The organism is Kitasatospora aureofaciens, from assembly GCF_001188955.3.
GTDB lineage: Bacteria > Actinomycetota > Actinomycetes > Streptomycetales > Streptomycetaceae > Kitasatospora > Kitasatospora aureofaciens.
Genome location: NZ_JPRF03000032.1, coordinates 153,872 through 172,524 on the forward strand (window position 1 = coordinate 153,872; position 18,653 = coordinate 172,524).

The window sequence follows — 18,653 nt, forward strand, 5'->3', positions numbered from 1 at the left end:
GGGGGTTGGACGACGGGGGCTTCCTTGCCGCGCGGCAAGCACGTACTCGTAGGATGACGCCCAGACCTACTTACCTGCCGACCGGCTAGGGAACGCCAGCGTGCGTGGCCCGCCCGGTCCTGCCGTCGCCCAGCGTCCCGTCCCCCAAGGGCTGCGGTGAACCATGCCCAGGAGGCATCGAGCATGTTCCACCGACTAGGACACTTCGTCGTCCGCCGCGCCTGGTGGGTGATCGCGGCGTGGGTCGTCGCGATGATCGCCATCTTCATCTCGGCGCCCAAGGTCAGTTCCCAGGCGGACGAGGCGTCGTTCCTGCCCAGGCACTACGAGTCCATCCAGGCCGCGGAGGTGCAGGCACGGGCCTTCCCGTCCGCCTTCACGCCGGACGCCCTCGCCCTGTTCGAGCGCAACGACGGCGCCGCCTTCACCGACGGTGACAAGGCCGCGATCGGCAAGCTCGTCCAGGACCTGACGGACAAGAAGATCGACGGCGTGGTGAAGATCATCCCGCCGACCAAGGACATGGGCTACTCGCAGGACCAGAAGTACGGGATGGCCCTGGTCTCCATCGACAAGGCCAAGCAGCAGGACCAGAACCTGATATCGGACGTCGCCAAGGCACTGCGCGACGACGGCAAGGCACTGGCCACCGGCACCGACCTGAAGTTCCAGCTGGGCGGATCCGCCGCACAGGCCCTGGACCAGAAGGACGCCTCCGGCTCGGCCGAGGGCATCATCACCATGGCCACCCTGCTGCTGGTCATCGTGATCGTCGGCATCATCTTCCGCAGCATCCTGGCCGGCCTGCTGCCGATCGTGGTCTCGCTGATCATCGGACTCCCCACCTCGATGGGGCTGATCAACTACGCCACCAAGGCCTTCGACCTCAAGAGCACGCCGATCCTGATGGCGATCCTCATCGTCGTCGTGCTCGGCGTCGGCACCGACTACTTCCTCTTCCTCGCCTTCCGCTACCGCGAGCGGCTGCGGGCCGGTGACGACCGCAAGGAGGCCGTGGCCAACGCCGTCGGCCGGGTCGGCGAGGCGATCGCCTCCGCGGCCGGCGCCGTCACCATCGCCTTCGCCGCGCTGATCCTCTCCAGCCTCGGCATGTTCCAGGCCCTCGGCCCGGCGCTGGCCATCGCCGTCGTCGTGACCGCCCTGGCCTCCGTCACCCTGGCCCCGGCCCTGCTCGCCGTCATCCCGGCCCGGGCCGTCTTCTGGCCCGGCAAGAAGTGGATGCGCGAGCCCAGCGACGCGCGCTTCACCGCGATCGGCCGGGTCGTCGAGAAGCGCCCGGCACTCACCGCCATCGCCTCCGGCGGCGTGCTGGTCGCCCTGACCTTCGGCGCCCTCAGCTACAACGGCCTGTTCGACATGGCCGGCAGCTCGATGCCCAAGACCGCGGAGTCGATGGTCGTCCAGGACACGATGTCCACCGCCTTCTCCAAGGGCGCGGCCGACCCGAGCCAGGTCTACCTCAGCAGCACCGACGGCAAGAAGCTCGACCCGGCCTCCTTCAAGGCCTACGGGGACAAGCTCCAGGGCGTCCCCGGCGTCGCCCAGGTGATCCTGCCCAGCACCGCCTCCGACGGCCAGAGCAAGACCGTCAGCGCCGACGGCACCACCGCGCAGTTCACCGTGATGCTCAAGGACGAACCCTCCAGCAACGCGGCCATCGACACCGTCACCGAGCTGCGCACCGTCGCCCACGCGCAGGCCCCGGCCGGCACCGAGGCCAAGGTCGCCGGCCTGACCTCGGTGTTCAAGGACATCAACCTGGCGATGACCCACGACTACAAGCTGGTCTTCCCGATCGCCGGGCTGCTCATCCTGCTCATCCTGGCGCTCCAGCTGCGCAGCGTGGTCGCCCCCTGGTACCTGATGGCCTCGGTCGGCCTCGGCTTCGGCGCCACCCTCGGTGCCACCACGCTGCTCTTCCAGAAGATCGGCCACGAGACCGGCCTGATGTTCATGATGCCGATCCTGATCTACCTCTTCGTGGTGGCGATCGGGACGGACTACAACATCCTGATCATCGCCCGGCTGCGCGAGGAGGCCCGCGAGGGCCGCTCCCCGCGCGAGGCGGCCCGCGAGGCGCTGCGCCACGGCGGCCCGACCGTCGCGGCGGCCGGCTTCATCCTGGCGGCCTCGTTCGGGACCTTCATGCTCGCGGGCAACACCTTCATGCTGGAGTTCGGCTTCGCGATGGCCTTCGGCATCGTGCTGGCGGCCTTCGTGATGGCGATGTTCTTCACGCCGGCGCTCACCGCGCTGATCGGCAACAAGGCCTGGTGGCCCGGACACGGTGCGGACGCCCGCCCGGGCCACGGCGGGGGCCCGGCCCCGCGGGTCGGCACCACCGTGCCGGCGGAGCCGGTCGGCCGGCGATGACCGACGTGCGGCCGTTTCCGATCAAGGTCTGAACGGCGGCCGAACACCAGGCGGCGCCCCGCTCCGGCGGGGCGCCGCTCCCCGTTTTCCGGCAGCGTCAAACGTGATCTGTCGGGCACAAAAGTCCCCGGTCAATCGGGGTGCGACCGTGCTACAGTCGAAGCAGTTGCAGTTTTGGTTCCCATGAACGTGTGTGTGCGCCTGCTGGTACCAACCAACAGGCGCATTTGTTTTGTCCGGTGTTTCAGTCTCCGGATGGGGATCGCGGCTACTTGGGGATTCACGAGGTGTGGATCCCTGATGCCCCAATAGGAGGAGACGGTTATGGCTACCGGCACCGTGAAGTGGTTCAACAGCGAAAAGGGCTTCGGCTTCATCGAGCAGGACGGCGGCGGCCCGGACGTCTTCGCCCACTACTCGAACATCGTCGCCCAGGGCTTCCGTGAGCTCGTCGAGGGTCAGCGCGTCGAGTTCGACGTCACCCAGGGCCAGAAGGGCCCGCAGGGCGAGAACATCCAGGTCATCGCCTGACGTCAGCTTCACGCTGATGCGCGATCCCCTGTGATCCCGTGAAGCGGGGGCCCGCACCGCTCGACGGTGCGGGCCCCCGCTCATGCCGCCGTACGGCCGGGGCGGCGCACTCCCAGACGACGGCCGACCAGTCCGCGACCGCGGGCTGACGACCGACGGACGGAGACCCCGTGACCACCCCTGCCCGCACGCCCCGCGACCGCGGCGACCGCACCACCGACCGCACCGCGGACCGTTCCGCCGCCCGCTCGGGCGAGCAGGGCCGCACCGGCCGCCCGCGCCGCGGCGCGGACACCCCGGACCGCACCCGCAACAGCGGAGAGGGTGCCGACCGCGCCCCCCGCAAGCCGCGCAACCGCGCCGGCGCCACCAAGACCGGCCGCACCGCCGTCCCGGAGCCCGCCGACTTCACCGTCGTCGAGGGCACCCCGGCCCGGCCGCCGGCGGCCTCCTTCGCCGAGCTGGACCTGCCCAAGGCGATCCTCTCCGCGCTCACCCGCGAGGGCGTCACCGAGCCGTTCCCGATCCAGGCCGCCACCCTGCCCGACTCGATCGCCGGGCGCGACGTCCTCGGGCGCGGCCGTACCGGCTCCGGCAAGACCCTGGCCTTCGGCCTGCCGCTGCTCGCCCGCACCGCCGGTCGCCGCGCCGACTCCCGCCACCCGCTGGCGCTCGTCCTGGTGCCCACCCGCGAGCTCGCCCAGCAGGTCACCGAGGCGCTCACCCCGTACGCCACCGCCGTCAACCTGCGGATCACCACCGTCGTCGGCGGCATGGGCATCAGCCGGCAGGCCAACGCGGTGCGCCGCGGCACCGAGGTGCTGGTCGCCACCCCCGGCCGCCTGGACGACCTGATCGGGCGCGGTGACGTCAACCTGTCCGACGTCGCCATCACGGTCCTCGACGAGGCCGACCAGATGGCCGACATGGGCTTCCTCCCGCAGGTCAGCAAGCTGCTGGAGCAGGTCGCCGAGGGCGGGCAGCGGATGCTGTTCTCCGCCACCCTGGACCGCAACGTCGACCGGCTGGTCAAGCGCTTCCTGACCGACCCGGTCACCCACTCGGTCGACCCCTCGGCCGGCGCGGTCACCACCATGGACCACCACGTCCTGCAGCTGGAGCCCACCGACAAGGCCTCCGCCACCGCCCACATCGCCTCCCGCGACGGGCGCGTGATCATGTTCGTGCACACCAAGCACGGCGCCGACCGGCTCGCCAAGCAGCTGCGCGCCACCGGCGTGATGGCCGCCGCGCTGCACGGCGGCAAGTCCCAGCCGCAGCGCAACCGGGTCCTCGACCAGTTCCGCGACGGCGAGGTCACCGCGCTGATCGCCACCAACGTCGCCGCCCGCGGCATCCACATCGACGGCCTCGACCTGGTCGTCAACGTCGACCCGCCGATCGACCACAAGGACTACCTGCACCGCGGCGGCCGCACCGCCCGGGCCGGCGAGTCCGGCACGGTCGTCACCCTCGTGCTGCCCGAGCAGCGCCGCGAGGTCAACCGGCTGATGACGGTCGCCGGGATCCGCCCCACCGTGACCAGGATCCGCCCCGGCGACGCCGACCTGGCTCGGATCACCGGCGCCCGCACCCCCAGCGGCGTTCCGGTCGCACTGGCCGTCCCGGCCGCCGCCCAGCCCGCGGCCCAGGCCGCCTCCGCCGACGGCAAGGGCGCGGACGGCAAGTCGGGCAGCCCGCGCCGCCGCCCCGGCAAGCGCTCCGGACTGCCCACCGACGTCGACATGAACGGCAACCCGCGCCGCCCGCGCCCCAAGCAGCGCCTGGGCGCCGCCGGCCAGGGCGAGCGGCCGCAGGCCGCCGGGTTCATCGGGCGCTCCTCCGGCCGGGCCCGGCCGGGCAGCGGCTCCAAGTCCGGTGGCAACTACGGCACCGGGCGCCAGCGCCGCAAGTTCGACTGACGGTCGTCCCCGGACCGAATCCTGCCGAACGGGCTCCGCGTCTTCCCCGCCACGGGGGAGCACGGGGCCCGTTCCGCGTTTTCCGGGCAGGCTCGCCCCGGCCGGGGCCGGCAGCTGAGATGAACCCGTCGCAGTTCGCCTTGAACCAACGCTTGACGGAGGACCGTCCAGCCCGGATTCTTTTACCCGGCCCGCACATCTGTCGCACAGTCACCACGGTTGTGCAGATGTTGAGTTGACGTGATTCGCCGACCCCGGAAGGACCACCGTCCCGATGCGCCGAACCTCCGCCCTGCTGTCCACCGCCCTGCTCGCGGGGGCCGCCGCCCTGGCCGCACCGGCCACCGCCGCCCAGGCCGCGCCCGCCTGCAGCGCCTTCGTCGCGGGCTGGAGCGCCGTCGGCAGCTGCAGTGGCCTCGACCCGATGCAGACCTGGTCCGTGGGCGCCACCTGTTACTACTGGAACTCCACCCACACCGTGCAGTTCAGCCGGCCCGCCATCGGCGGCGTGGCCGTCGGCGACGGCAGCCTCTCCGCGGCCTGCGGCGTCGGCGACAGCGTGATGTTCCCGCACATCATCATGGGCGCCACCCCGCCGGCCGGCCCCACCGGCCAGATCACCGGCTACGTCGGCAAGTGCGTGGACGTGCGGGGCGCCAACCTCGGCAACGGCACCCCCGTCCAGATCTACGACTGCAACGGCACGATCGCGCAGAAGTGGCGGACAGGCGTCGACGGCACCGTCCGCGCCCTCGGCAAGTGCATGGACGTCTCGGGCGGCGGCACCGCCAACCACACCATGGTCCAGCTCTACGACTGCAACGGCACCGGCGCCCAGCAGTGGCAGTACCGCGCCGACGGCTCGCTGCTCAACCCGCAGTCCGGCCGCTGCCTGGACGACCTCGGCTTCTCCACCGCGAACGGCAACCAGCTCGGCATCTGGGACTGCAACGGCGCCGCCAACCAGAAGTGGAACCTGCCCACCTGATTTCTGGCCAATTCTGCTCCGCCGCCCGGTTGTTCGCGCCGGGCGGCGGGCCTTTGTCCGATGGCTACACCGTGACGGGCATGGGAGCCAGTCGGCGCAACCGCTCCGCCGTCTCCGCGTCACGCGGCGACATCACGATCAGCTGCAGCCCCTCCGCCGCCAGCAGCACGTGCTGGTCGATCCGCAACACGCCCAACTCCTCGTGCCGGAGCACCTTCTCGGCCCCCGAGCGCTCCGCGACCTGGTGCTCGTCCAGCCAGCGGTCCGCCTCCGGGTGCTCGCCCCGCACGTGCTGGATCATCCGGCCCAGGTGCCGGCCCACCGCCGTCGCCTCCCCGCCGCGCTCCGCGTACGCCGCCCGCAGCTGGGCCAGGAAACGGCGGGCGTGCTGCTCCCAGTGCTCCACCCGCCGGCGGTGCACCGCGTTGCCGAACACCACCCAGGCCAGGTTGCACTCCTGCGGCGGTCGACCGGACAGCTCGAACAGCGCGTCCGCGCCCGGATTCCAGGCCCGCAGGTCCCAGTTGGCGTCCATCACCCAGGCCGGCGCCGGCCACTGGGCGTGCATCAGCCGCAGCAGCGACGCCGGCACCTCCGCGGGCGCGCCCACCTCCCCGTCCAGCGGATGGCTGCCCGCCAGCCGGAACAGGTACGCCGTCTCCGCCCGGTCCAGCCGCAGCGTCCGGGCCAGGCTCGCCAGCACCTCCGGCGAGGGATGGATGTCCCGCCCCTGCTCCAGCCACGTGTACCAGGTCACCCCCACCCCGGCCAGCAGCGCCAGCTCCTCTCGCCGCAGCCCCGGCGTCCGCCGCCGGCCCCCCGGCGCCAGCCCCACCTCCTGCGGCGTCAACCGGGCCCGGCGGCTGCGCAGGAAGCCCGACAGCTCGGTGCGGCGCTCCTCCGACTCGGCCATGTCCCCCGTCCTTCCTGGTGGTCGAACTACCAGTATCCCCACGCACTGCCGCGGCCCCGGCCCGAGCGGCAGGCTTGATCGCGACAGCGCAAGCCAGCTCCGAAGGATCCATGATGAACCGTCAGAATCCAGCCATCCGCCGCACTGTGGTCGCGATCGCGGCCGCCGCCCTGCTCGGCACCGCCGGTACGCTACCCGCCGCCGCGGCCGCCCACCGCCCGACCCCGGCCGTGATCGTCGGCCACGCCCCCACCCTGGTCCCCGAGGCGGGCGTCTGGGACGCCTCCCACCACCGCTTCCTGCTCGGCTCGCTGCGCCACGGCACCGTCTCCGCCGTCGCCCTCGACGGCAGCGTCCGCACCCTGGTGCAGGACCCCGCGCTGACCGAGATCGCCGGTCTGCGGATCGACCCCGTCCACCGCCGCGTGCTGGTCACCGACCTCGACAACGGCATCGGCGAGCGCAGCACCGCCGCGACGCTGGGGAAGATCGCCGGGATCGGGGCGTACGACCTGGACACCGGCCGCCGCCTCTTCTACACCGACCTCGCCACCGTCGCCGGCGACGGCGGCAGCCACCTCGCCAACGACATCGCCGTCGCCCCCGACGGCACCGCCTACGTCACCGACTCCTTCGCCCCCGTCGTCTACCGGGTGACGCCGGACGGGACCGCCTCCGTCCTGCTGCGCGACCCGCGCCTGACCCCCGCCCCCGGAACGTACGGCCTCAACGGCATCGTCTACCGGGAGGGCCACCTGATCCTCGGCAAGTGGGACGACGGCACCCTGTGGCGGGTCCCGTTGGGGAACCCGGCCGCCCTGCGACGCGTCGAGGTGGCCGGTGGCGCGTCCCTGCTCCACCTGGACGGCCTGCTCGGCCGCCCGGACGGCACCATCGCCGGCGTCACCAACGCCCTCTTCGGGGCCGGCCGCGATGCCGAGCTCGAACTGCGCTCCGACGACCACTGGCGCACCGCCCGGCTCACCGCCGTCCACCCCTCCCCGGACACCACCCCCACGGCCCCCGTCGCCGGGCCGGCCGGCAGCCTCTACCTGCTCTCCGGCGGCCTCGCCGCCGCCGCCTCGGGCCACCCGACGGACGCCTTCACCCTGCGCCGGATCTGAGCGGCTCCGGCCCGGGCTACTCCACCGCCAACGGCAACCATCCGGGTGTCCGGGACCGCGACCGCGCCGCCAGACAGAAGTGGAACCCCCGCCTGATCCCAACCGGCCGGCACCTTCACCTGGCGTTGGTCCGATCCATCCGGCGTGCGCGGCCCCGGCCGCGCGCCGTCGACGCCTCCGCGTGCCGCGCTCCCGGGAAGCCGGATCCTCGCCTCGCCATTGTTGGTGACATACAATTCCATGTACATCACCAACATCGGTCGACGGAGGTGCTGGATGTCCGTGACACAGATCGACATCGATGAAGAGGCGCTGGAGCGGGCGATGGCCCTCGCAGGCGTGCGGACCAAGAAGGAAGCCGTCAACCTCGCGCTGCGCTTCTATGCGGAGCAGCAGGAACGGGCCGCCCGCATCAGTAGGCATTTCGAGCGCGCCCGGCATTGGGGCGCAGTCGAGGACGCCGAGCGGCTGCACCGAGCCGAGAAGGACACCCGGTGATCTATCTGCTCGACACCTCCGCGCTGGTCCGGCTGCTGCGCGAGCCGAAGCTTCAGGCGGCCTGGTACGACGCGATCGACGCGGAGTCGATCGCGTCGTGCTATCCGCAGCGTGCCGAGTTTCTCTACAGCGCGCGCGACGGCCGGGAGTACGACGAGATCTCCGAGATGTTCGCCGACCTCTACCCGGACGTCTCAGTGCCCAAGAACGCAGGGCGCTGGATCGACACGGTGCAACGGCGGATGGCGCTCGCCGGGCAACATCGCAGTGCTTCCGCAGTTGACCTCATGATCGCGGCGACTGCTGCGCACCACGGACTCACGGTCCTCCACGACGATGCGGACTACCGCACCGTGGCGCGTTGTGCCCCGGATCTCAGTGAGCACAGCATCCTGGACTGCGCCTGAGGCTCGTGACCCTCAGGCGGTAAGGGCAGGAACCACGGGAGCCGTCAGGCGTGCCCGGTCGTAGCGTTGCAGCAGCAGGGCCGCCAGTTCGGGGGCGGGGCCGAGGGGGTCGGCCACGGTGTCCGCGTCGGTCGAGGCCGCTGCGATGCGGTCCGGCAGCAGGCCCGGGGCGAGCAGGTAGGGGGCCACGGCGGTGTGGGTGGCGCCGGCGGCGCGCAGGGCGGCGAGGGCGTCCGGGACGCGTGGGCCGGCGGCGGAAGCGTAGGCGACCTCGGCGGCGGCCCAGCCGCGGGTGCGGCGCCACTCGGCGGCGACGGCGCGGGTGGCGGCGTCGGCGGCCGGGTCGGAGGAGCCGGCCGCGGCCAGCACCACGCCGGTGCGGGAACGCACTGCCGCCGAGCCGACGTCGAGTCCGGCCTCGGCCAGGCGGCGGTCCAGGGCCGCGAGCAGCAGCGGGGAAGGCCCCAGGACATCGGCGAGGGGCAGCGAGGAGCCCGCGGCGCGCAGGGCGGCGGGGATGTCGTGCTTGGCGTGGAAGGCCCGGTTCAGCAGCAGCGGGACGGCCACCGCGTCCGCCAGCCGGCCGACCACCTGGGGGATCCGCGGGGCGCAGTGGTCCAGGTAGGCGGTGGCTACCTCCAGGGCGGGCCGCTGGGCCCGCACCTGCCCGACCAGGGCGGCGACGGTCGCGGCGTGCCGCGGGTCGCGGCTGCCGTGGGCGATGAGCAGCAGGGCGGGCATCAGCGGGGCCTCACTTGGTGGAGGCCAGCAGGCCGCGGTCGCGCAGCACCCGGCGCTCGACCGGGGTGAACACCAGCAGCTCGATGGCGATGCCGACGAACAGGATGAGGACGATGCCGAGCAGCACTCCGGACATGTCGGAGAACTCGCGCTGGTCCTCCAGGAACCGGCCGAGGCCCCGGCCGAGGTCGGGGGAGGAGGCGACGAGTTCCGCCGCCATCAGCGAGCGCCAGGAGAACGCCCAGCCCTGCTTGAGTCCGGCCAGGTAACCGGGCAGCGCGGCGGGGATGAGCACGTGTCGGGCCCCGGTCAGCCCGGTGGCGCCGAGGGTGCGTCCGGCCCGCAGGAACAGCGGCGGCACCTGGTCGATGCCGGCCACCAGGCCGTTGGCGATGGAGGGGACGGCGCCCAGCAGGATCACCGCGTACATCATCGAGTCGTTGATGCCGAGCCAGATGACGGCGGCCGGCACCCAGGCGACCGAGGGCAGCGACTGCAGGCCCTGGAGCACCGGGCCGATGGCGGTGCGCACCGGCCCGACCCGGGCGACGACCAGGCCGATCGGGGTGCCGATGACGACGGCGAGCAGGAAGCCGGACAGGCCGCGCCACACGCTGGTCCAGATGATCGAGAACAGCGTGCCCTGGTACCAGAGGTCCTGGAGGGAGCGCCAGACGTCGGCGGGGCTGGGCAGCTTGTACGAGGAGGTGAGGTGGAGGCTGTACGCGCCCTGCCACAGCGCCAGCACCACCAGCACGCCGATCAGCGGCGGCAGCGCCTTGGTCCGCAGCACCTCGCCGAGCGAGCTGCGCTGGGCGGCGACGGAGTCGAGGGCGTCCAGGCCCGCACCGACCTCGGCGGTGTCGCCGTCGTTCCTGGCGGGGGCGGTGTCAGTGCTGGACATGGCGACGGATCTCCCCACGCAGTTCTTCGGTGATCTCGATGGACAGGTCGGCGACGCCGGAGGACTCGATGCGGCGCGGCTGCGGCAGGTCGATCCGCCACTCGCGGGCGACCCGGCCGGGCCGGGAGGAGAGCAGGACGACGCGCTGGGCCAGGCGCACGGCCTCGCGCACATTGTGGGTGACGAACAGGACGGACAGCTGCCGCTCGGCCCAGATCCGGGTGATCTCGTCGTGCAGCACGTCGCGGGTGATGGCGTCGAGCGCGGCGAACGGCTCGTCCATCAGCAGCACCTTGCTGCCCTGGGCGAGGGCGCGGGCCATCGCCACGCGCTGGCGCATGCCGCCGGACAGCTCGTGCACCCGCTTTCCGTAGGCGCCGCCCAGCCGGACCAGTTCGAGCAGCCGCTCGGCCTCGGCGCGGCGCTCGGGGCGGGGGACACCGGCCAGCTTGAGGGCCAGCTCGATGTTCTTCCCGGCGGTGAGCCAGGGGAACAGGGCGTGCTCCTGGAACATCAGGGCGGGCCGGCCGCCGGGGACCTCGATGCTGCCGCGGCTGGGCTTGTCGAGGCCGGCGACCAGGTTGAGCAGGGTGGACTTGCCGCAGCCCGAGGCGCCGAGCAGGGTGACGAACTCGCCGGGCGCGACGTCGAGGGTGATGTCGTCCAGCACGTGGGTCTGGGCGCCCGGGCGGCCGAAGGACTTGTGCACGTGCGAGATCCGGACGGCGGGCGCGCCGCCGTCGCTGTCGAGGACGGGGGCGTCGGCCTCGGTGGTCAGTGCCGGGGTCATCGGGGACCTCCTGCTGAGTGATCTGGCAAAGGGCTGCGAAGCGGGGGCAGGGGTCCGGCCCCCGCCCGTCCCGGTGGGCATCGATCGGGGATCGACCGGGCGGGCGGGGACCGGACCGCGGATTCTGGGGCGGACTTCCGTACGGCTGGCGCTACTCGCGCCGGTCGGCGCTACTTGGCGCCGAGTCCGGCGTCCGCCACGGGCGCCTGGCCCTTGGCCGCGAGGACCTTGTTCAGCAGGGTGAGGTCGTAGATGCCGTTGAGGTTGGGCTTCTTGAGGAGCCCGGCGGTCACGGCGTGGTCGGCCTCGGCCTGCAGGGTGCCGGCCAGCGGGTCGTCCAGGAAGTCGATGTCGGCCCAGGCCGGGTCGAGGACGGCCGGCTCCAGGGCGTTGCCGGCCTCCTTCTTGATCGCCTCGTTGGCGTCGGCCTTGGCCTTTTCGGGGTTGGCCTTGATGAAGGCGTTGGTGTTCACCGAGCCGCGCAGCACGGCCTCGACCACGTCCGGGTGCTCCTTGAGGAACTTCTGCGAGACGATGAGGTTGGTGATCACGAACTTCTTGTCCGGCCAGACGTCCTTCTCGTTGAGCAGGACCTTCGCGCCGAGGGTGACCAGCTTGGAGGCGGTGGGCTCGGGCACCCAGGCGCCGTCGACGGAGCCCTGCCGGTAGGCGTCGGGGGTGACCTTGTTGTCGGTGCGCACCACCGAGACGTCGCCCGCGCCGGACGCCGCGTCCACCTTGAAGCCCTTGCCCGCCAGGTAGTTGAGCAGGGCCACGTCCTGGGTGTTGCCCAGCTGCGGGGTGGCGATCTTCTTGCCCCTGAGGTCGTCCAGCGAGGAGATCTTCTCCGGGTTGACCACCAGCTTGACCCCGCCGGAGGCCGAACCGCCGATGATCTTGAGGGACTTGCCGTCGGACTTGGTGTAGCCGTTGATCGCGGGGGAGGGGCCGATCCAGCCGATGTCGATGGAGCCGGCGTTGAGCGCCTCGATCTCGGCCGGGCCCGCGTTGAAGACCTGGGTCTTGATCTGGGTGGCGCCCAACTCCTTCTGGAGGATGCCCTCCTGGAGGCCGACCAGGGCGGTGCCGTGGGTCAGGTTGGCGAAGTAGCCGATCTTCACCGTGGGGGAGGACAGCTTGGCGCCCGAGGCGCCGGTCGCGGCGGCGGTGTCGGCCGAGCCGCCGGAGCCGCTGTCGGCGGCCTTGGAGCCGTAGCTGCAGGCCGACAGCAGGGCGACGGCGGTCAGGCCGGCGAGGGCGGCCGCGGCGGAGCGTCTGATCCGCCCGGCGTTGGGGCGGACGAAGGCATGGGAGGAGGCCGGGCTGGGTGCCATGGTGGTGGGTCCTGTTCGCGGACGGACCGTCGGAAAGCGGTCCCGGGTGGTCTGTTGGAAGTGGTGTGCGCGGCACGTCGGTGCCGGGGCAGGCCGGGCTGCGGTGGGGACGCGGCCCGGTGACGGGGCGTGCTCAGCCCCGTCGGCCCACACATCGGGTCAGGCCGCCCTGGCCGCTGCCGAGGACGCCGCTGCCGATGCGGCCGCCTTCCTTGTCCATGCCCGAGAACGCCTCGCTGGGCATCAGACCCAGTCCTCCTCTTCGGATGCGCCGGGAGCGTCGTCGCCGTGTACGGCCTCGAAGGCCTCGCCCGCCATGCCGGCGGTGAGGGTGGTGCCGTCGGCCGGGTCGATCAGCAGGAACGAGCCGGTGCGGCGGTTGTCGGTGTAGTCGTCGAGGGCCAGCGGTTCGGCGGTGCGCAGCTTCACGTGGCCGATGTCGTTGACGTTCAGCCCCTCGGCGCCGGAACGCCGCTGGAGCGTGTCGATGTCGATCCGGTAGGAGATCTCCTTGACCAGCGCGCGCACGGTGCGGGTGGTGTGCTTGAGCAGCACCTTGTCCCCGGCGCGCAGCGGCCGCTCGTTGAGGTGGCTGACGGTCGCCACGATGTCCTTGGTGGGGACGGGCGCGGCCCCGGCGGCGATCAGGTCGCCGCGGGAGATGTCGAGGTCGTCGGCGAGCCGGACGGTGACCGACTGCGGCGCCCAGGCGATGTCGCTCTCGCGGCCGAGGGCGTCGATCCCGGCGACGGTGGTGGTCAGGCCGGAGGGCAGCACGGTGACGGCGTCGCCGACCCGCAGCACCCCGGAGGCCAACTGGCCCGCGTAGCCGCGGTAGTCGGGGTGCTCCTCGGTCTGCGGGCGGATCACGTACTGGACGGGGAAGCGGGCGGGCTCCCGGCTCGGGTCGCTGCCGACCGGGACGGTCTCCAGGTGCTCCAGCAGGGTCGGGCCGCCGTACCAGTCCATGTGGGCGGACGGTTCGACGACGTTGTCCCCGGCGAGGGCCGAGATCGGGACGGCGAGGACGTCCTTGACGCCGAGGGAGGCGGCGTAGGCGCTGAACTCCTCGGCGATGGCGGCGAAGACGGGCTCGGCGTAGTCGACCAGGTCCATCTTGTTGACGGCCAGCACGACGTGCGGCACCCGCAGCAGGGCGGCGACGGCCGCGTGCCGGCGGGTCTGCTCGACCACGCCGTTGCGGGCGTCGACCAGGACGACGGCGAGCTCGGCGGTGGAGGCGCCGGTCACCATGTTGCGGGTGTACTGCACGTGCCCGGGGGTGTCGGCGAGGATGAACCGCCGCCGGGGGGTGGCGAAGTAGCGGTAGGCGACGTCGATGGTGATGCCCTGCTCGCGCTCGGCGCGCAGGCCGTCGGTGAGCAGCGCGAGGTCGGGCGCCTCCTGGCCGCGGCCCAGGGAGACGCGCTCGACGGCCTCCAGCTGGTCGGCGAGCACCGACTTGGAGTCGTGCAGCAGCCGGCCGACCAGGGTGGACTTGCCGTCGTCGACGGAGCCGGCGGTGGCGAAGCGCAGCAGGGAGGTGGCGCTGGTCTCGATGGTCGTGCTCATTAGAAGTACCCCTCGCGCTTGCGGTCTTCCATCGCGGCCTCGGACAGCTTGTCGTCGGCGCGGGTGGCGCCGCGCTCGGTGAGGCGGCTGGCGGCGATCTCGGCGATCACGGCCTCGATGGTGGTGGCGTCGGAGTCGACAGCGCCGGTGCAGGACATGTCGCCGACGGTGCGGTAGCGGACCAGCCGCCGCTCGACGGGCTCGCTGTCCTTGGGGCCGCCCCACTCGCCGGCGGTCAGCCACATGCCGCCCCGGGAGAAGACGTCCCGCTCGTGCGCGTAGTAGATCTCCGGCAGCTCGATGCCCTCGCGCTCGATGTACTGCCAGACGTCCAGCTCGGTCCAGTTGGACAGCGGGAAGACCCGGACGTGCTCGCCGACCGCGTGCCGGCCGTTGTACAGCGACCACAGCTCGGGGCGCTGGCGACGCGGGTCCCAGGCGCCGAACTCGTCGCGCAGCGAGAAGACGCGCTCCTTGGCGCGGGCCTTCTCCTCGTCCCGGCGGCCGCCGCCGAACACGGCGTCGAAGCGGTTCTGCTCGATGGCGTCGAGCAGCGGGACGGTCTGCAGCGGGTTGCGGGTGCCGTCGGGGCGCTCGCGCAGCACGCCGCGGTCGATGAAGTCCTGGACGTGGGCGACGTGCAGGCGCAGGTTGTGCTCGGCCACGACGCGGTCGCGGTAGGCGAGCACCTCGGGGAAGTTGTGCCCGGTGTCGACGTGCAGCAGCGAGAAGGGGACGGCGGCGGGCGCGAAGGCCTTGAGCGCCAGGTGCAGCATCAGGATGGAGTCCTTGCCGCCGGAGAACAGGATCACCGGGCGCTCGAACTCCCCCGCGACCTCGCGGAAGATGTGCACCGACTCGGCCTCCAGCGCGTCCAGGTGGGACAACGCGTACGGAGTGTCGTCGGTGCGGACCGGACTGTCGGTCGCGGTGGTCATGCCAGGCCCCTCTCGGTCAGGAAGGCGTGCAGCTCGGCGGCGGAGTCGGCCACCTCGCGGCCCTGCGTCTGGATCCGCAGCTCCGGGTTCTCCGGAGCCTCGTACGGGTCGTCGACGCCGGTCAGGCCCGAGATCTCACCGGCGGCCTGCTTGGCGTACAGGCCCTTGACGTCCCGTTCGGCGCACAGCTCGACCGGGGTGGCGACGTGGATCTCCAGGAACTCGGTGCCCGCCGCCGCGTGCCGCTCGCGCACGGCGGCGCGGGAGCCGGCGAACGGGGCGATCACCGGGGCGAGCACCTTGACGCCGTTGGCGGCGAGCTTCTCGGCGACGAAGCCGATCCGGGTGACGTTGGTGTGCCGGTCCTCGCGGGAGAAGCCGAGGCCCTTGGAGAGGAACTCGCGGATCTCGTCGCCGTCCAGGACCTCGACCTTGTGGCCCTCGGCGCGCAGCCGCTCGGCCAGTGCGAAGGCCAGGGTGGTCTTGCCCGCGCTCGGCAGCCCGGTCAGCCACACGGTGGCGCCGCGCTCGCAGGGGGCGGCCGCGCGGGCCGCCTCTGCGGCTCCGTCGGCTACCGAAGTGTCAGCTGTCACGGTTCTTTCCTAACGCGAGAGTGGTGATGGAATCGTCAGAGGTGGATGCCGCACTCGGTCTTGCCGGAACCGGACCAGCGGCCGGCCCGGGCGTCCTCACCCTCGCCCGGCTTACGGGTGCAGGACAGCGGCGAGCAGCCGATCGAGGTGTAGCCCTCCCACAGCAGGGGGTTGAGCAGCACGCCGTTGGCGGCGACGTAGGCGTCCACGTCCTCCTGCGTCCACCGGGCGATCGGGGCGATCTTGACCTTGCGGCGCTTCGGGTCCCAGGCGACCACCGGGGTGTTCGCCCGGGTCGGGGACTCGTCGCGGCGCAGCCCGGTGGCCCAGGCGTCGTAGCCGCCGAGGCCGCGGTCCAGCGGCTCGACCTTGCGCAGCGAGCAGCACAGGTCCGGGTCGCGGTCGTGCAGGTTCGGGCCGTACTCGGCGTCCTGCTCTGCGACGGTCCTCAGCGGGGTGAGCGTGATGACGTTGACCGGCATGGTCGCCGCCACCGCGTCCCGGGTGCCGATGGTCTCCGCGAAGTGGTAGCCGGTGTCCAGGAACACCACGTCCACGCCGGGGAACACCGACGCGGCGAGGTGGGCGACCACCGCGTCCTCCATCGAGGAGGTGACGCAGAACCGCTTGCCGAAGGTGTCGGCGGCCCAGCGCAGGACCTCCTGCGGCGTGGCCTCCTCCAGGTCGCGGCCGGCCCGGACGGCGATCGCCTCGTAGTCAGTCGCGGTGCTGCTCATGGGACGTACCCCCGTTGGTCGGTGACAGCAGGCCGAGGAACTTCAGCTGGAAGGCGCGGCGGCACCCGTGGCACTCCCAGGCGCCGTGGCCGGCCTCGGACGGGCGCAGGTCCTCGTCCCCGCAGTACGGGCAGAAGAACGGCGCCGCTCGCTCACTCATCGCCCACCTCGCTCCGCTCGGCGTTCGCTTCGCGAACACGCACTGCCCTTTCGGTTCGCTCGCTCCGCTCGCTCACGACAACTGTTCCTCGGTGGCGCGGGCCGTCCACTGGGCGAAGCGCTCGCCCTCGGTGCGGTCGGCCTGGTAGCGGGTCAGCAGGCGCTCGACGTAGTCGGGCAGGCCGGCGCTGGTGACCTTGAGGCCGCGGACCTTGCGGCCGAAGCCGGCCTCCAGGCCGAGCGCGCCGCCCAGGTGCACCTGGTAGCCCTCGACCTGGTTGCCGTGCTCGTCGGTGACGAGCTGGCCCTTGAGGCCGATGTCGGCGACCTGGATGCGGGCGCAGGCGTTCGGGCAGCCGTTGATGTTGATGGTCAGCGGTTCGGCGAAGTCCGGGAGGCGCTGTTCGAGTTCGTCGATCAGGGAGCGGCCGCGCTCCTTGGTCTCGACGATGGCGAGCTTGCAGTACTCGATGCCGGTGCAGGCCATGGTGCCGCGGCGGAACGGCGAGGGGCTGACCCGCAGGTCGAGCGACTCCAGGCCGGCCACCACCGACTCGACGTGCTCCTCGGCGACGTCGAGGATCAGCATCTTCTGCTCGGTGGTGGTGCGCACCCGGTCGCTGCCGTGGGCGGCGGCGAGGTCGGCGATCCGGCCGAGCAGCTTGCCGTCGACCCGGCCGACGCGCGGGGCGAAGCCGATGTAGTAGCGGCCGTCCTGCTGCTGGTGGACACCGACGTGGTCGCGCCAGCGGGCGACGGGCTCGGCTGGCGCCGGGCCGTCGATCAGGCGGGCCTTCAGGTACTCGTCCTCCAGCATCTGGCGGAACTTCTCCACGCCCCAGTCCGCGACCAGGAACTTCAGCCGGGCGCGGTTGCGCAGGCGCCGGTAGCCGTAGTCGCGGAAGATGCTGATCACACCGCCGAAGACGTCCGGCACCTGCTCCAGCGGGACCCAGGCGCCCAGCCGCACGCCCAGCTTGGGGTTGGTGGACAGGCCGCCGCCGACCCAGAGGTCGAAGCCCGGGCCGTGCTCGGGGTGGACCACACCGACGAAGGAGACGTCGTTGATCTCGTGCGCGACGTCCAGCAGCGGGGAGCCGGAGATGGCGGCCTTGAACTTGCGCGGCAGGTTGGAGAACTCCGGGTTGCCGATGAAGCGGCGCTGGATCTCCTCGATCGCCGGGGTGCCGTCGATGATCTCGTCCCGGGCGACGCCGGCCACCGGGGAGCCCAGGATGGCGCGCGGGGTGTCGCCGCAGGCCTCGGTGGTGGACAGGCCGACGGCCTCCAGCTTCTGCCAGATCGCCGGGACGTCCTCGATCCGGATCCAGTGGAACTGGATGTTCTGCCGGTCGGTCAGGTCGGCGGTGCCCCGGGCGTACTGCTCGGAGACCTCGGCGACGGCGCGCAGCTGGGGGACCGTCAGCCGTCCGCCGTCGATGCGCACGCGCATCATGAAGTACTCGGCGTCCAGCTCGTGCGGGTCCAGGATCGCGGTCTTGCCGCCGTCGATGCCCTCCTTGCGCTGGGTGTAGAGCCCCCACCAGCGCATCCGGCCGCGCAGGTCGGCCGGGTCGATCGAGTCGAAGCCGCGGTGCGCGTAGATCGTCTCAATGCGTGTCCGCACATTGAGACCGTCGTCGTCCTTCTTGATCTGCTCGTTGGCGTTCAGGGGGGTGTAGTGGCCCATGCCCCACTGGCCCTCGCCGCGATGGCGGGTCACCTTGCGCGCTGCGGCGGGGCGGCGCGCGGCGGTGCGGTCGGCCGTGGGCTCGACGGTCTCGGGAGAGGTGGCCATGCTGAAGTCCTTCGGGGCAGGTGGCGCTGACGCAGGGTGGGTCGCGGAGCGTGCTCGGCCCTGCGGCGCTGCTGTGACCTGCGGGTTTCTCAGGTTCCGGGAGAGCAGTGGCCGGGCCGGGCGGGCGCCTGCGCATCCGTTGGTGCGGGGATGGCGGTGGGTCGGCGCCGGGTGCGGTGGTGCGGCGGGGTGGCGGCTCAGGTCACCGGACAGATGGCGCTGGACACGCGAAGGAGATCGACGTGGAGTCGACCTACTAGGGTGGTTCCGGCGCTAGGCATGGCAAGAGATTCGCACGGCCCGGGACTCC

General features: G+C 72.1%; 19 protein-coding genes. 7 read left to right on the forward strand and 12 right to left on the reverse strand.

What is annotated here, in order from left to right:
• Window positions 1-183 precede the first annotated feature (183 nt).
• From HS99_RS21215 to HS99_RS48175, 4 genes are all read left to right on the forward strand, one after another.
• Window positions 184-2,394 (forward strand): MMPL family transporter, encoded by a 2,211-nt coding sequence (locus HS99_RS21215; RefSeq protein WP_030551137.1) that lies wholly within the window; start codon window positions 184-186, stop codon window positions 2,392-2,394.
• A gap of 324 nt (window positions 2,395-2,718) precedes the next feature.
• Window positions 2,719-2,925 (forward strand): cold-shock protein, encoded by a 207-nt coding sequence (locus tag HS99_RS21220; protein ID WP_030281737.1) that lies wholly within the window; start codon window positions 2,719-2,721, stop codon window positions 2,923-2,925.
• Between the two features lie 170 nt (window positions 2,926-3,095).
• Complete coding sequence (locus HS99_RS21225; RefSeq protein ID WP_046386495.1) at window positions 3,096-4,847, forward strand: DEAD/DEAH box helicase; 1,752 nt, start codon at window positions 3,096-3,098, stop codon at window positions 4,845-4,847.
• 274 nt (window positions 4,848-5,121) lie between these two features.
• A complete protein-coding gene (locus tag HS99_RS48175; RefSeq protein WP_030551135.1) occupies window positions 5,122-5,835 on the forward strand; it encodes a ricin-type beta-trefoil lectin domain protein in 714 nt (237 codons plus the stop codon).
• Between the two features lie 64 nt (window positions 5,836-5,899).
• Here the strand turns inward: HS99_RS48175 and HS99_RS21235 are convergent, their stop codons facing one another.
• Window positions 5,900-6,748: a helix-turn-helix transcriptional regulator gene (locus HS99_RS21235; protein WP_030551132.1), complete on the reverse strand. Its 849-nt coding sequence runs from the start codon at window positions 6,746-6,748 to the stop codon at window positions 5,900-5,902.
• A gap of 110 nt (window positions 6,749-6,858) precedes the next feature.
• On the opposite strand from HS99_RS21235, the gene HS99_RS21240 reads away from it, so the two are divergent.
• The 3 genes from HS99_RS21240 to HS99_RS21250 all read left to right on the forward strand — a co-directional run bounded on the left by HS99_RS21240 (window position 6,859) and on the right by HS99_RS21250 (window position 8,777).
• Window positions 6,859-7,872: a hypothetical protein gene (locus HS99_RS21240; protein ID WP_141763779.1), complete on the forward strand. Its 1,014-nt coding sequence runs from the start codon at window positions 6,859-6,861 to the stop codon at window positions 7,870-7,872.
• A 276-nt stretch (window positions 7,873-8,148) separates the two neighbouring features.
• Complete coding sequence (locus HS99_RS21245; RefSeq protein ID WP_030281729.1) at window positions 8,149-8,370, forward strand: type II toxin-antitoxin system VapB family antitoxin; 222 nt, start codon at window positions 8,149-8,151, stop codon at window positions 8,368-8,370.
• A complete protein-coding gene (locus HS99_RS21250; RefSeq protein WP_030281727.1) occupies window positions 8,367-8,777 on the forward strand; it encodes a PIN domain-containing protein in 411 nt (136 codons plus the stop codon). Before HS99_RS21245 ends, HS99_RS21250 begins: the two co-directional genes overlap by 4 nt.
• 12 nt (window positions 8,778-8,789) lie before the next feature.
• On the opposite strand, the gene HS99_RS21255 is transcribed toward HS99_RS21250, so the two are convergent.
• The 11 genes from HS99_RS21255 to HS99_RS48460 all read right to left on the reverse strand — a co-directional run bounded on the left by HS99_RS21255 (window position 8,790) and on the right by HS99_RS48460 (window position 18,624).
• A complete protein-coding gene (locus HS99_RS21255; protein ID WP_030281725.1) occupies window positions 8,790-9,518 on the reverse strand; it encodes a sirohydrochlorin chelatase in 729 nt (242 codons plus the stop codon).
• Between the two features lie 10 nt (window positions 9,519-9,528).
• Complete coding sequence (locus tag HS99_RS21260; RefSeq protein ID WP_030281723.1) at window positions 9,529-10,422, reverse strand: ABC transporter permease; 894 nt, start codon at window positions 10,420-10,422, stop codon at window positions 9,529-9,531.
• On the reverse strand, window positions 10,409-11,212 hold the full coding sequence (locus HS99_RS21265; RefSeq protein ID WP_030281720.1) for an ABC transporter ATP-binding protein: 804 nt from the start codon (window positions 11,210-11,212) through the stop codon (window positions 10,409-10,411). Before HS99_RS21265 ends, HS99_RS21260 begins: the two co-directional genes overlap by 14 nt.
• Window positions 11,213-11,382: 170 nt before the next feature.
• Entirely contained in the window at window positions 11,383-12,546 is a 1,164-nt protein-coding gene (locus HS99_RS21270; RefSeq protein WP_046386237.1) for an aliphatic sulfonate ABC transporter substrate-binding protein, read from the reverse strand.
• A 243-nt stretch (window positions 12,547-12,789) separates the two neighbouring features.
• Window positions 12,790-14,118: a sulfate adenylyltransferase subunit 1 gene (locus tag HS99_RS21275; protein WP_043388332.1), complete on the reverse strand. Its 1,329-nt coding sequence runs from the start codon at window positions 14,116-14,118 to the stop codon at window positions 12,790-12,792.
• Window positions 14,118-15,056, reverse strand: a complete 939-nt coding sequence (cysD, locus tag HS99_RS21280) for a sulfate adenylyltransferase subunit CysD (protein ID WP_030551126.1) — start codon at window positions 15,054-15,056, stop codon at window positions 14,118-14,120. The genes HS99_RS21275 and cysD overlap by 1 nt, the downstream gene beginning before the upstream one ends.
• Window positions 15,053-15,649 carry an adenylyl-sulfate kinase gene (gene cysC / locus HS99_RS21285; RefSeq protein WP_072655396.1) on the reverse strand — a complete coding sequence of 199 codons (597 nt, stop codon included), beginning with the start codon at window positions 15,647-15,649 and terminating at the stop codon, window positions 15,053-15,055. Before cysC ends, cysD begins: the two co-directional genes overlap by 4 nt.
• A gap of 35 nt (window positions 15,650-15,684) precedes the next feature.
• Entirely contained in the window at window positions 15,685-16,386 is a 702-nt protein-coding gene (locus HS99_RS21290; RefSeq protein ID WP_030281706.1) for a phosphoadenylyl-sulfate reductase, read from the reverse strand.
• The gene (locus HS99_RS21295; RefSeq protein ID WP_030281704.1) at window positions 16,367-16,546 is read right to left on the reverse strand and encodes a hypothetical protein; all 180 of its coding nucleotides are present in this window, start codon (window positions 16,544-16,546) and stop codon (window positions 16,367-16,369) included. Before HS99_RS21295 ends, HS99_RS21290 begins: the two co-directional genes overlap by 20 nt.
• 72 nt (window positions 16,547-16,618) lie before the next feature.
• Complete coding sequence (locus HS99_RS21300) at window positions 16,619-18,343, reverse strand: nitrite/sulfite reductase (RefSeq protein WP_030551124.1); 1,725 nt, start codon at window positions 18,341-18,343, stop codon at window positions 16,619-16,621.
• Between the two features lie 197 nt (window positions 18,344-18,540).
• Complete coding sequence (locus HS99_RS48460) at window positions 18,541-18,624, reverse strand: putative leader peptide (RefSeq protein ID WP_310593185.1); 84 nt, start codon at window positions 18,622-18,624, stop codon at window positions 18,541-18,543.
• Window positions 18,625-18,653: the final 29 nt, after the last annotated feature.